This window comes from Poriferisphaera corsica (genome assembly GCF_007747445.1).
GTDB lineage: Bacteria > Planctomycetota > Phycisphaerae > Phycisphaerales > Phycisphaeraceae > Poriferisphaera > Poriferisphaera corsica.
Genome location: NZ_CP036425.1, coordinates 1,680,987 through 1,695,611, shown reverse-complemented (window position 1 = coordinate 1,695,611; position 14,625 = coordinate 1,680,987). Strand labels below are relative to the sequence as shown.

Sequence of the window (14,625 nt, the reverse complement as noted above, 5' to 3'; positions counted from 1 at the left end):
ATACAATGGATTGGTGTAACATTGAGATATTGCAGCACATTACATCACGTTTAACACAACAACGTGATATGGATGACCTTGAGCAAGTTGTCTATGGTTTCGATAGCTGGAAAGAAATCAAACTTCACGAGATTCTCGAAGATGCTTTCCAACACAGTAATTATGGTGTTCTGCGCGAAGTTCGGTACCCGGCTAGCTGGCAACTCAAACGTAAAAACGAAGGGCAACGCTGCGACTTTGTTCTCACAAAAAATAATACTCCATTGAAAGACTATGATTTAATCGGAACATTATTCAGCAATGTGATAGAAGCTGCGGATCCAGAAGATGCTTATTGGTTGGAAGTAAAAGTCGTTAAGCAATTTACGGAAGGTACGATCCATAATCGCTATAGCAATGATTTGAGGCGACCTGTTCCTGCAGATATTGCAAAAATATGGAAAGAACAACGATTGTCTCATGGTGGTTTATTACTAATACTTTTCACATCCGATCGCAAGACCGCCAAGAATGATATCACGGCTTGGTATAATCAATGCATTTTGTTGGGATTGCCAATTCAATATCCTGAAATCGAAGCATTCAAGATTACAGATAGAACAGGTAATGGTTATTGCTCAATTGCCTTAGTTCAAGTGGGCGCATAAAAAAACCGTCTAAGTCGACGGTTTTGCTCATCGTTCAGTAATTTAATACATCCCCATCTCGCCACCCATCATACCAGGTCCCATCATATCCATTCCGGGCCCCATCATATTCGCAGGTGAGTTGGTGTTCTCACGATCCTGCTCAATAAGCAGTTCATCATAGGAAATCGCTTCATTCTGAATACGCACTCGAATTGGGCTGTCCTTATCTGAGTTCGCATCACGATACGCAATTTTATCCGAGTTGGAGTCGATATACAGCAACTGCGCCTCGCGACCCTGTGAAGCTTGAATCATATCAATCATGATAGAGCCACTACTCACTAAAAGTTGTGTATCACCGTCATCTTCGTTCTCAACTTCAATGTAACCACTAATCGCATCACCTGGCTCGAAGGTAAACTCTTTATTCAGCCACTTACCGTTGTTAAGTGCCCAAACTTCAACACGAGCATTGTTCGAAGAATTGCCAACCAAGAAGAAGTAGCTCTGCGGATCTGGTGTAACAGCTTCTGTCCATTCACCTGCCATACGCTCTTCCTCAGTTGGCGCGAGCGTAAGCTTGTAGTAATTTTCGTCTTTCTGCTCCGGTGCAACTCGGTGCTGGCCAAACAACGGATTCAGCATCGAAACGATTACACGGTAACGATAGGTCTTGCCTGGCTCAATCGTGATATCGTGTGCCCAAACTTTGATGACACGTGTACCGTCTTCTTTTTGTTCATATTGTGATTCAACAGCATTTGAAAGCTGCCGAGAGAAGCTTTGCGATCGACCAAAGCTGCCCATTCCCATTTGTTGCCCCATACCACCCATCATTCCCATTCCCATTCCCATTCCCATTCCCATTCCCATTTCCATGTCCATGTCCATTCCCATTCCCATTCCCATTCCGCCTGCCATACCAGCTCCATACATATCATTGTTATTATTTTGGCCTGGCATATATTTTTCACGGCGCCCCATCAAGACTTCGCGCTTTTCAATTTCCTCAATCATCTTTTCTTTAAGAAGCAACATTTGATCTTGCAGGTTTTGTGCTTGAGAATTATTAGATGAACCGCGGCTGGAGGTAGACCTTGAACGAGAGCGTGTGGATCGACCGCCTACGCCTTCCATACCTCCGCCACCCATCATGCCTTCCATTCCGCCGCCGGTACTACGACTGCTACGGCTACTGCGTGTGCTTCGGCTATTTCTATTGGTCGTACCACGACTATTGGTGTTGCGTTCGCGACTCATCATTTCGCGCTCTTTCATGCGCTTCATATTCTCTTGAATTTTGGTGAGCTGCTTCTCGTAACGCGCAATCTTACGCCGAATTTTAAATAATTCTTTTTCTTCGTCTGGTGATAGCTTCTTCGCATCTGGTGGAAGCCAAGTCAAAGGAAACTCCATTGGAAGAAATTCGGGTCGACATACATCGACTTGATTGACTTTCACCTCACGCACAACTTGCTGTGCCATTTGCTTCGGCATACTTTTCTGACCATTATATTGAGCATCATCTGGCCGGAAAGCAATCTGTGTTGGCATATTCGTGACCAACCTACGATTACCCCATTTCCCTGTTAACGGGTCTAGCTCTTCACGCTCGAGGACAACAGCGGTAACTGCGAGCATGGGCTGCCACCAAACTTTAGGCATTGGCTGCATTTGCTTGGTTTCAGTAATGACATTGCCGCTCTCATCAAGAAGTGGAGCTCCGTTTTCATCTAGAACAGTTGACTGGTATGACATCATCGCAGCATCAACCATGTCAGCGGTGAGTCTTTCGATCCATTTGTCAATTGGAAATTCTGCTTTTACTGATGCATAACGAAAGTTCGATACATTCCCTGTTGGAACCAGCTTCAGAATATCACGCTCAACATCACCATTATTAAGCTTGCCAAGAACCACATTACCAATACGTATCGCTAAAGATTCTGCCATTGGCGGGCTTGGTAGATAATATCTTGGAACATCCTTGGAATCTTGAGTTAAATTTACATCTGTACCGGGCTGCCCTAACGGATTAAAGCTACTTGCGATCGCTGTCGCGCTAGCACCCAAACGCTTGTTAAACTCTTTGCTGTAGTCAGGTGTATGAATCTCAGGGATTTCTTCAGCGTCACCTTCAAGACCACGACGTAGTTGCTGTGCTTTCTCTTCTACCATTGATGATGCTTTATTCGCATCAACCTTTTGCCTATTCATGGTAATCGCATTAGGTGAAGTCAATACATACTTCATGGCAAGCAAAGCACAAATCAGCAGGACGACCAGAAGTATGATCTTCTCAATGTGGAGTGAAAAAAAGCCTGCATCTTTTGGTTTCATCATCTTGAAGCTCTCTTCAAATGTGACGTTTGATATCTTGTATTACTAATTTAGACGCTCGGTGAGTCGTATGGTTCCGAGGAAATGACTAGAACATTCCCGGGCCAAACATCATCCCTCTACCTGCTGCATCTGGGTTTGAAGGCTCTTTGAGCCCTAGGTACTCAAGTGTGGTGTTAGGCATATATTCGCGTGTCAATTCACGAAGCCAAACACTCTCGACTACCATTTCAATCTGCACACAATCAGAACTACCGTACATGTAGCCTTGAGCGAGCAGTTCATACTCATCTATCTGAGAAATCTGACAATCAACAACAGTCATAAAGTTGACTTTGTTGAATGCATCAAAAATTTCTGGCAATTCTTGATAATCTACATCAGCAACGATCCGTACGTGGCGAACATCGTAAACTGCATTACTCGCACGACCCGTCGGGCTAATATAGAAGTTTTCTTTGATTTTCTGATCTGGATTATCATCCATCATTTCTGCTGGCGGACTATACGCAATCACTGATCGCCGAGGAGTTTGCCCACGGCCACCAGCATTTGATCTTTTATTACTGTCACCAGTAATACCGCCACGACTCTGAATACCAACATAGCCAGAAACGATCTCAACAACTTTCAAGTTCTTAAATGGTGCATTTAGAACACTATTGTTGTCATCTAACATCAAATTGCCTTGAGAATCACGCAGGAAATTGCCTTGCGTATCCATTTGGTAGATACCATTTGCTTTCGCAATTGCAGAAGCAATATCTTGCTGAATCCAGAGTTCCATTTGACCTTCATACAGTTCAAACGGCTCAGGTGAACGCCCAGAAGTATCTAACGCCCATGAACCAATCTGGAATGGGAATAATGGACTATTAAAATTCGTACTAGCGTAGACATTGATATTCAATGCTTGATTCTGCAGCATTTCCAACAGGCGTTCACGTTGAGCTGCTACAATCTTTTCTTGATCTTCGGAAGTCAATGTACCCGCCCCGCCTGTACCACGAGCTACTTCCACAGAAGCGATATAGTTCTCTTGAGCTTCCTTGATTGCCATAGCTTGATCATTTGCACTAGGCGGCAGACCTGCATTCAGCTGTGGTATACCGATCGCGGGATCAAAAGGAGCTAACAAATCAATAAATGCCTGTTTATATTTCGTGCGAAATTTAAACGGTAAATCACGGTTATCCTTCATCTTTGGATCAAAAATTTCAGGAATCAACAACTCATGATTCTCTTTACTACGCGCAACAGTCTCTTGATACAGCGAATCGTAGCTATCATTAATTTTGCTATAGATATTACGAATCTTATCAATCACTTTGCCATTGATCGTGATGGGAGAAATTTGCTCAGATTCACCACTTACTGGCGAAGGGATTACAACGCTAGCACGCATAAACCGATCGACTTCTGATAACCGCTTATTCCATTCGTTTGCTCTTTTGCGCACATCTGCCCCACCTTGGATGGCAAACATGTAGAAGATAACGCATGAAGTGATCACGATAAAAATCGAAGCGACACTAATCGGATTTGATTTGGTCCAGTTCAGAACTGATTTCATGCCTGCACCTCTTCACTGTTCATAATTGAACCTTCATTACTCGCCTGCTCATCCATCTCACCATTGTCATTGGCAGTCTCATCTGGCGGCACTGACGAATTGTCGTTACGAATACTCTCATCAACAGCACTCACACGCGTTTCTGTTGGGCGACGCAGATTAAAGTGCAGCTTGATCGTAAACTTGTGGTCATCTTTGATATCTTCATCCATGAGTGGACGAAGCGGGAGAAGATTAGCAGTCTTGGTGCTACCCAAAGACATGTTACGTCCCATTCCCATTTGACCACCCATCATCCCCATTCCCATCTCGCCACCCATCATCCCCATTCCCATTTCGCCACCCATCGCCATGCCCATCTCAGCTCCCATGTCAGCTCCGCCTGTACTGCTAGATCCTGGTCTATTATTACCAAGATTCAAATCGCCGAGACGCACCACTTTCTCAAGAGCGTTTTCAGGTACCTCAATCACATATGGCCGGTCATCACGATCACCATACTTCTCAAACCAACCCAAAAACTGTGAACTCAAAAATTCATATGGCTCGCCGTATGGCGTTGTACCTTCAATCGTGATAACAATTTGAGGGCCTTTATAAACCGGACCTGCTGGTTCGGCTTCTGTTTCGCTCATCACATCGAACGAATCTTCGCTGGATGAATCATCTGATGTTTCTTCAACTTCTACTTCCTGCCAAAACTCATCAAGATCGTATCGACCAGTGATCTGTGCTTGATCCAAGCTAACAGTTCCACCACCTCCCATACCCATACCCATACCCATACCCATACCGCCAAAATCACCACCCATCATATCCATACCCATTCCCATTCCCATCATCCCCATACCACCTGAAGATTCCTCATCCTCTTCTTTTGGTGTTGGAACGTATTCAGCACGGATGGATTCGATATAGACACGTTTACGCTGAGCTCTAGCTAATGTGCCTTCTTCAGCCAATTTCTCAATCTTGTCGTAATCAGCCTTAAACGCGGCCAATTGTAATTCTCGATCCTCACCATCAACAAGAGAATTCGTTGCTTCACTGATATCTGCAAGAATTGCTGGCCAAAGCTCACGGTAATCCAGCATACGGTAAAGATTCTCAATCTTCACGCGTGGATCTTCTGTCGAAACCTCACCATACTTTTGGCTTTCAGTTTTTGCACGACGAACAATGCTCTTAATTGTGCTCGCACTCGCACTTTGGAATGATTTTTCTGTCGTAGAGCTATCACTCAGATAGACAGCCGTAGAACCGAGAGCCACGGCCACAAATGCTGCTGCTGCACCCGCGAACCAAGGTTGCTTCACCTTCCACATACGCTCACGCAAAATCATGTCGGGCAGTATATTCGCGGTCAGCGATTCCATCTCCAAGCCTTGAAGTGCAAGGCCGTATGCCGTTGACAAATTCACCGCATTCTCAGCGATGTCAGATTCCAATCGGCCATTAATATCAATCTGCGAGAATCCATCTGGACGAGAAACATCCATCTGTAGCTGCTGCTTCAGGAATTTCTGCAAGCCAGGCAGCTTGAATGTAGAACCCAGTCCAACAATCTTGGTTAATTCAGATTCGCGATTAATCGTCTTATAGCGGCCAAGCGTAATCTGAACCTGCTGCACAAGCTCAGCAAAAACTGGTCGCATCGCTTGGAAGATCTGACGGGCATACTTCGATGTACGTGCTTCTTTTTTCAACTTCTCAGCTTTTGGGAACGACAACTTAAAGCTCTCGACCAAAGCATTTGTGAAGTTATTACCACCAATCGGCAAGGTACGTGTCCAAGCCGAACCGCCTTCTACGATGATCACATCTGTCGATTCTGTGCCGATATCAATGTAAATCACCCCATCTTCTGATTCCTGATTCTCGTAATTAAATGCATTGAACACGGCTAGCGATGACAAAGTCACCGCGTCTACACGCATATTTACTGCATTAAAATTACTCAGGTAATGTGCGATACGTTCTTTGGTAATCGCAAAAATACCAACCTTTACATCCGGCGACTCGTCCTGTTGGAAGATGTGGTAATCCCATTCGACTTCCTCAATCGGGAACGGGATTTGCTGCACCGCTTCATAACGAACGATGCTAGGTACCTTTTTCTTTTCAATCGGAGGCAGACTGGCAAATCGAGCGAAAGCCTTATTGCCTGGCACCGACGTAACGATGGTGCTCTTGGAAACGTCGTGTTTAGAAAGGAACGTATCAAGATTTACCTGAATCGCTTCTTCGACGTTGATGTCTGGGGTTGTCAGAACCTGTTTGAAAGGAAGGATGGCGTAATCTTCTAAGTGAACATTGCCGCCGGCTTTCACTAAACGCACCGCCTTTATGGCGTGGGATCCAACTTCAATACCCCAGCAGTCGTTCTTACTCGGCATGCCAATCTCCTGTAGCTGTGCGTACAGAATGTTTTCAATAACCGCTACGTCACTGTCCGGACTTGTTTCATCTGACGCATCGGATCGCTTTATGTTCCAGTTTACTTGCCAGCAGCCTGTTGCCAGGTCTACTTGAAGTGTCAAAGCTGGAGGGCCTGTACTTTGATCACTTCGATGTCTTCGCTACATCTTGAAGATCTTCCGGCTAGGAGGATTGGGTCAGGATGAGGCTAAGTCTTTACAATCAATTCATCATCACATGTCTATGACACGGCGATGAATAGCGCAAAGCCTGAATAACACCGGCAAAGCAGTCCCTATTAGAACCCCAAATCCCCTTTCGGTCAAGGGTTAAATCACAAACACATGACAGTGGAAAAGGGTTATTTTGCATAGAGTTACACAAAAAAGCCCTCAACACAGTTGAAGGCTTTTTGAATATCTTGTCATGATTGACTTGCCACACCTGTTCCAAAGAATTTTCGAGGATCTGACTGCGTATAAATGGTCGTTTCCGTCTCGATTGCATGGCGAATATGCTTGCCAATCCCCATCAAACCTAAACATGCAACGCCATCAAACATCCTAAATTCACCCGTTGTCCGCTCTGACAACAAAGAATCTACTCGCTCAGGGTTCGGTAATCTATCCATTTGTTTTGCCGATCCAAGAACGTAACTCCATGGCGCACCATAGGATGTGGTCTGTGTCGAGTAAGATGCTGTACTTTCAAACACTGCCGCAATTGTATTATGCAGCCGAGCATGACACACCACTTCCGTAGGCGAAACTGGCCCTGCCTGAACGACAAGTACCCCGTCAGCCTTCATCGCTCGTCTGCATTTCTCAAAATATTCTTTTGTAAACAATGGAAAAGACGGCCCCTCTTCAATCGGATCAGATAAATCTGAGATAATAATATCCCATTCATTTTCTGAATCATCTAAATAATTTAGAGCATCACCTATAACCAATTCCATTCTTGGATCATCAAAGCAGCCTTGATGCATGGGCTCAAGATGCTTTATGCAAGCATCCACAACCTCCCCATCAATATCCACCATGACAACCTTCTCAATATCTTTCCATTTCAACACCTCACGCACTGTAGCGCCTTCACCACCACCCAATACGAGCACCTTTTTGGGCGTCCCATGATTCACGCACGCGACATGTACCAAAGGTTCGTGATACATAAATTCATCTGTCGTATCAGACTGCCATTTACCATCCAACACCAATGCCAACCGATCTTGTCCCGAGCGCACAATCTGAACGTTTTGATATTGCGTCTTCGCCGCATACAAAATCTCATCCACACCAAACTGTCGCACATCATATTCCGAGATGTACTCATTCACCCAAACATCCGCATTTACTCTTGAGCCTGGCATTGCATGCTCCTTTAACGCTATCAATTAATCTTCAACCAACAACAATCACCCCGTAAATCCGCCTTCCCTACGCTGTCTCATCGCTCAACATTTCTGCTTCAGTAACCTGCCCCGCTGCAAGCATACCTCGCTCAACTTCATGTAAACTATAGCTTTCAGCTTTCAATGCCCGTGCTAAAAACTCGCAAGCCAATCGCGGCCGCGCCGTCTCACCACATGTAAAAACATCGATCGCCGCATAACCCAATTCTGGCCATGTATGAATTGATATGTGTGATTCTGCCAAGATCGCGAAAGCCGTCACCCCCTGAGGCTCAAACTTTTGGCTGTCAATCTTCAATAAGGTTGACATCCCTTCACGCGACGCTTGTTCTAACGATTCACGAATATATGGCTCACTATCAAGCAACCCCGAACAACAACCTCGGAGTTCTAAAATACAGTGTATTCCTACAGGCGGAACCATGTGCTCCGAAACGATAGAAGTAACTTCGGAAGACAAAGCAGAAGATATGGGAGAGGGAATGGGGGGGTATACCAACGCAACCTCCTTCAGCAAAAGGTGAATATAAACGTCAACCAGGATCGATCCTGAGCTTTACGTCCACAGAATTCCTTCCACTTGAAACTAATAAAATCGGCTAACTGACTTCGATAACCACGCTACGTCGCTAAAACCCCATCAGTTCTCAAACCGAGCCATGATAAAAGGCTGATTGCCTCGCAACAGCCTAACACCACACTCAAAGACACGCACTGCCTATGAGATCGAGGATTTTATCGATGGAACTTCTGCCTAGCAATCCATTCTGAGACTCAAAGATAAAAATATTTACAGCCTATCAAATAGCTAACAAAAATCTTATCAACCTTTACGCTGACCGCGTATTAGTTTTTTCCACAACTTACCGGATTTTGAAGGCAGCGAAGCATTAAAACGACTCGTATCCCATTTCGCTTTCGGATAGGCCGCCTTTAACATGCTCAATACTGAGTTGTTGTAATACATACTCAACATGGCCCCACCACCCGATGCCTTAACATCCTCACGAGTCAGAACATACCAATCCGCATTTTTCGTACATCCCAACATCTTCCCCAGCCACTTCACATAGGCAACACGGTTCTTCGGTGACTTCCAGTAGCCATTCGGGACACGCGTGAACAGCCACGGCTTCCACTGATATTTTGGCAAGGATTCCCTCAGCGCCTCTTGAGGCGAGCTATCCCGAAAATTCTTCAAAAACACCGCACCATCGTGATCGTAAAAATCTTTACGTGTCACGCGATACCAATCCTCTGGCTTGCGAATCTTTAGCTGCTTACCCAACCATTCCATATACCGTGCACGATTGCGCTTAACTTGCCAAAAACGCTGTGGCGTCGCGTGGAATTGCCATTCATTCCAATTCCGCGTTGGCATATACTCACGAACCGCATCAACAGGCGAATTTCGATAGTAATTCGCCAACAATCCATTTCCCCCATGATCACGAAAATCTTGCTGGCTAAGCGCATACCAGTCACTCATTTTCGTATACCCCAATTCCTTGCCCAACCACTTCATATAGGCTCTACGGTTTTTCGGATTACGCCAATAAGCCTGCGGTGTCCGGCTAAACATCCAAGGAATCCACTTCTCTCGTGGCATGTAATCCTGAAGTGCAGCTAACGGCGAATCCTTATATATCGTCGCCAATAACCCACCGCCATAGTTATCCTGAAAATGCTTACGCGATAACTTATACCATTGTTTATTGCTGCGCACCCGAAGCTTCTTGCCCAGCCATTTCATATATTGCGCACGATTTGAACGTGTACTCCAGTACCCATTTGGCACGCGCCCTGTCACCCAGATCGGCTGATTCATCTTTTATCTCTTCCCAATTAAACACACAAGCATTCGCGGCTATCAGCCCCCTCATCCAAAACAATAACTTAAGAATAACCACAACACCCAATAACGCCAACTCGACCCTCCCTGTTGTTCATTAATACACAAAACAGACAACAACTAATTCAAACATGATGAATAAACACCCGCTCAAATTAAGCGTATTCCTATAGCTCGATCGTTTTCTACCAACCGAATGAGCTAACCCTAACCATGCGTCTTCATGCTAAGCATGTCCGACAGTCTTGTCGCAGCAGATTTAAGCAAATCGACAATAATCGCATACCTCTTGTCATCCATACGCACCGTTGGCACACTCACACTCATCGCCGCGACCACACGATTATTTTCGAACACGGGAACGCCCAAGCATGTCACCCCCATGTCACTTTCGTCCTGCTCATACGCAAAACCATCACGCCTCGCAGCATCCAATATCTCACGTAATCGCTGCTTGTCAGCCACCGTCTTATCTGTCCGTGGCACAAGATTTGCACGCTGCACGATCGCCTCACGCTCCTCCATCGGCAATTGCGACACAATCCCCCGACCCAACGCAGTATTATAAAATGGGTCTGTCGAATTTACTTCCGCCACACGACGTAGCGGTTGTGCAGACTCGATAACCTTCAGATAAATCACGCGATCCTCACTCAAAACGCCCAGATTCACGGTCTCATCCGTCTCAGCATGCAGCTCCCATAAAAGCGGCTCCGCGCAATTCATTAGCCGCTGATCATCCTTACCGGTAATCACCCGCTGTAGCTTATTGGTCAATGTATATACACCCGGGCGTACGCGTTCGACATAGCCCAAGGCGACTAAATCACTCAAAATACGGTGTACCGTAGATTTTGTAAGCGCAACTCTCGCTGCCAGAGGAGCTAAGCCGATAGGCTCTCCAGCCGCACCTAGTGATTCAATAATCTTAAATAATTTGACTGCTACTCCAGATTCCATTGCGTTGAATTTACAGTACCGCACTGCGACACGCAAGGCAAGCAACGTGTCTTACGTAATATCACACCAGAACAACATAAAATCTTACGACCAAATCGTATTTTTTTGGTTCCCTTTCCAAAAAGCGCTCGATAAAATACCGAGCACAAATATGTTTAATGTAGTTCTATATTTTCTTTTTTACTGTCCAATTCGCATATTCGTTGTACCCCCATTTTTTATCGCCTCCACATTCGAGCCTAAGACGCAGTTGTGGCATGCAAAGGACAACACCCCATGAGTAACAAGTTTATTATCGCACTCGATCAAGGCACCACCAGCTCCAGAGCGATCCTTTTCGACCACCAAGGCAAAATACACTCGGTCGCTCAAAAAGAATTCGCCCAACACTACCCCAAAGCTGGCTGGGTCGAACACGATGCCGATGAAATCTGGTCTTCACAAGTCAGCGTTGCCTCAGAAGCAATCGCAAGAGCACAACTCACAACAAAAGACATCGATTCAATCGGCATCACAAACCAACGTGAAACCACTGTCTTGTGGAACCGGAAAACCGGAAAACCAATTCATAATGCAATCGTTTGGCAAGATCGACGAACTGCTGAATTCTGCCAAAACCTTGTTAGTAATGGGCATGAAGAAACCTTTACTGCTAAGACGGGACTTCGCTTAGACCCTTATTTTTCTGGTACAAAAATTACTTGGATACTTGATAACGTCAAAGGCGCACGCGAACTCGCTGAAGCTGGCGACCTCGCTTTCGGTACTGTCGACTCTTGGCTTATCTGGAATCTCACCGGCGGTGATCTGCACATCACCGACCCAACCAACGCATCACGCACACTGCTATTCAATATCCACACCGGCGAATGGGATCAGGAATTACTCGACATCCTCAACATCCCTGCTTCAGTACTTCCTGTCGTAAAAGAATCCTCAGAAATCTACGGCACCACGTCCGGAAACAACCTCGGCTCACAAATCCCTATTGCTGGGATCGCTGGCGATCAGCAAGCCGCCCTCTTCGGTCAGATGTGCATCGAACCCGGCATGATCAAATCTACCTACGGCACCGGATGCTTCATGCTTATCAATACCGGTGATCAAGCCATTACAACCAAAAACAATCTCCTCACGACTGTTGCATGGAAAATCAACGGCAAAACGACCTACGCCCTCGAAGGTTCGGTCTTCATCGGCGGCGCAGTGGTCCAATGGCTTCGTGATGAGCTCGGTATCATCAAAAGCTCTGCTGATATCGAAGCCAAAGCCGCAGCCGTCAAAGACTCTGGTGACGTCTATCTTGTTCCTGCTTTTGCAGGCCTCGGCGCACCACATTGGGACCCATACGCCCGCGGCCTCATCGTCGGCATCACACGCGGTACCTCAGCGAACCATATCTGCCGTGCAGCACTCGAATCAATCTGCTTCCAGGTCGATGACGTCCTATATGCCATGAAGTCTGACTCAGAAATGGCCATCCCGCAAATGCGCGTTGATGGCGGCGCAACCGTCAATAACCTGCTTATGCAACTCCAAACAGATATCCTCGGCATCCCCGTCGTCAGGCCACAAGTCCAAGAAACAACCGCTCTCGGCGCTGCCTACCTAGCAGGCCTAGCCACTGGCTTCTGGAAAGACATCGATGAAATCCAAAGCCAGTGGGCCGTCGACCGTGAATTCAAACCAGAAATGAGTGAAGAAGACGCCAACAAGAAACGTCAACGTTGGCTCAAAGCTCTCAATCGTGCCAAACAATGGGCCGACGATTAATCAGGCTCTTTAATCACATAGTCCACGTAATGTAACCCGGTGGTTGGGTTACCTCGGTTGGTCATTACACGGAGATAACTATGGATCGCGGTAGTTCACTTAGCTCAATCTCAAGCAAAGATAAAATCTGGGATATCCTCGTTATCGGTGGCGGCGCAACCGGACTCGGCTGCGCCGTCGATGCCGCCTCACGTGGTTACCAAACCCTCCTCCTCGAGCGACTCGACTACGCTCAAGGCACATCTAGCCGCAGCACCAAGCTGGTGCATGGCGGCGTCCGCTACCTCCAGCAAGGCAATCTCTCTCTCGTTCTAGAAGCACTCAAAGAACGAGGCCTCCTTTGCGAAAACGCGCCACACCTCGTTCACCCCCTACCCTTTATCGTCCCAAATTACGATTGGTGGGAAGCACCTTTCTACGGCATCGGCATGAAAATCTACGACCTCATGGCCGGCCGCCTTGGAATTGGTAAGTCTAAACACCTCTCACAATCTCAAACCCTTGAGCGCATCCCCACACTGGAGCAAAACGGACTACGCGGCGGCACAATCTATTACGACGGTCAATTCGACGACTCTCGCCTCGCAATCAACCTCGCTCAAACCGCTGAAGATCTCGGAGCCGTAACCCTCAACTACATGAATGTCGATCAACTCCACAAGGAAGACGACATACTCAACGCTGTTACCGCAACAGACATCGAAACCAACAATCAATACCACATCAGAGCCCGTGCAATCATCAATGCGACAGGCCCATTCGCAGATCAACTCCGTCTCATCGACGACCCCAAAGCCTCACCAATGATCAGTGCTAGCCAAGGCATTCATATTGTTCTTGATCGCAAATTCCTCCCTGGTAACACAGCCATTATGGTCCCCAAAACCTCGGACGGCCGCGTCATCTTCCTCATTCCATGGCTCGACAAAGTCCTCGTCGGCACCACCGACACACCCCTCGATAATATCCCTCAAGAACCCCAAGCCCTCCCCGACGAAATAGAGTTCCTCCTTTCAACCGCTTCGCAGTACCTCATCAAACACCCCAAACGCTCTGACATCCTCTCTGTTTTTGCAGGCATTCGTCCACTCGTTAATCCCGACAGCGACAACAAAAACACCGCAGCCATTTCACGCGACCACACTATCTCAATCTCTCGCTCAGGCCTCCTAACAGTCACCGGCGGAAAGTGGACCACATACCGAAAAATGGCACAAGACACGATCGATCAAGCATCCATCGTCGCCGATCTGCCAACCAAAGATTGCAAAACTACTGAACTCGCAATCCACGGTTCGACACAAGATCTCTTCGAACGAAGCTCCCTCGCCCACTACGGCTCCGATGCGCATCATATCCACGATCTTGAAAAGCAAAACCCTGACCTCGCGGAGCGTATCGACCAACGCCTGCCCATCTCAAAAGCCCAACTCATCTGGGCCATCCAACACGAACACACACGCACCGTTGAAGATTTCCTTTCAAGACGTACACGTGCCCTCCTGCTCGACGCTAAGGCAAGTATCGATATGGCTCCATTCGTAGCCCACACACTTGCTCGGGAACTCAACCACAACGACAGTTGGGCTGAACAACAAATCAATCACTACACCACACTTGCTAATCAGTATTTACCTTCGAACTAACTCTTTATTAGACATGACTG

General features: G+C 46.7%; 10 protein-coding genes and 1 pseudogene. 3 read left to right on the top strand and 8 right to left on the bottom strand.

Annotation, left to right across the window (positions count from 1 at the left end; translation table 11 throughout):
* Positions 1-5 precede the first annotated feature (5 nt).
* Complete coding sequence (locus tag KS4_RS06865) at positions 6-647, top strand: hypothetical protein (RefSeq protein ID WP_145076412.1); 642 nt, start codon at positions 6-8, stop codon at positions 645-647.
* Positions 648-689: 42 nt separating this feature from the next.
* Here the strand turns inward: KS4_RS06865 and KS4_RS06860 are convergent, their stop codons facing one another.
* The 8 genes and pseudogenes from KS4_RS06860 to KS4_RS18125 form a co-directional block, all read right to left on the bottom strand.
* On the bottom strand, positions 690-2,969 hold the full coding sequence (locus KS4_RS06860) for a hypothetical protein (RefSeq protein ID WP_145076410.1): 2,280 nt from the start codon (positions 2,967-2,969) through the stop codon (positions 690-692).
* A gap of 88 nt (positions 2,970-3,057) precedes the next feature.
* On the bottom strand, positions 3,058-4,542 hold the full coding sequence (locus KS4_RS06855; protein WP_145076408.1) for a hypothetical protein: 1,485 nt from the start codon (positions 4,540-4,542) through the stop codon (positions 3,058-3,060).
* Positions 4,539-6,938, bottom strand: a complete 2,400-nt coding sequence (pilM, locus tag KS4_RS06850) for a type IV pilus assembly protein PilM (protein WP_145076406.1) — start codon at positions 6,936-6,938, stop codon at positions 4,539-4,541. Before pilM ends, KS4_RS06855 begins: the two co-directional genes overlap by 4 nt.
* 446 nt (positions 6,939-7,384) lie before the next feature.
* Positions 7,385-8,332 carry a spermine/spermidine synthase domain-containing protein gene (locus KS4_RS06845; protein ID WP_145076404.1) on the bottom strand — a complete coding sequence of 316 codons (948 nt, stop codon included), beginning with the start codon at positions 8,330-8,332 and terminating at the stop codon, positions 7,385-7,387.
* Positions 8,333-8,399: 67 nt separating this feature from the next.
* Positions 8,400-8,798, bottom strand: a complete 399-nt coding sequence (gene speD / locus KS4_RS06840) for an adenosylmethionine decarboxylase (protein ID WP_145081510.1) — start codon at positions 8,796-8,798, stop codon at positions 8,400-8,402.
* 399 nt (positions 8,799-9,197) lie between these two features.
* Entirely contained in the window at positions 9,198-10,202 is a 1,005-nt protein-coding gene (locus KS4_RS06835; RefSeq protein WP_145076402.1) for a hypothetical protein, read from the bottom strand.
* 231 nt (positions 10,203-10,433) lie between these two features.
* On the bottom strand, positions 10,434-11,003 hold the full coding sequence (locus KS4_RS06830) for an IclR family transcriptional regulator (protein WP_234698865.1): 570 nt from the start codon (positions 11,001-11,003) through the stop codon (positions 10,434-10,436).
* Positions 11,004-11,033: 30 nt separating this feature from the next.
* Positions 11,034-11,186: pseudogene (locus tag KS4_RS18125) on the bottom strand (helix-turn-helix domain-containing protein); the annotation flags it as partial.
* 276 nt (positions 11,187-11,462) lie between these two features.
* On the opposite strand from KS4_RS18125, the gene glpK reads away from it, so the two are divergent.
* Both glpK and KS4_RS06820 read left to right on the top strand, forming a co-directional pair.
* Positions 11,463-12,959 (top strand): glycerol kinase GlpK, encoded by a 1,497-nt coding sequence (gene glpK / locus KS4_RS06825; protein WP_145076398.1) that lies wholly within the window; start codon positions 11,463-11,465, stop codon positions 12,957-12,959.
* 80 nt (positions 12,960-13,039) lie between these two features.
* A complete protein-coding gene (locus tag KS4_RS06820) occupies positions 13,040-14,605 on the top strand; it encodes a glycerol-3-phosphate dehydrogenase/oxidase (RefSeq protein WP_145076396.1) in 1,566 nt (521 codons plus the stop codon).
* Positions 14,606-14,625 lie beyond the last annotated feature (20 nt).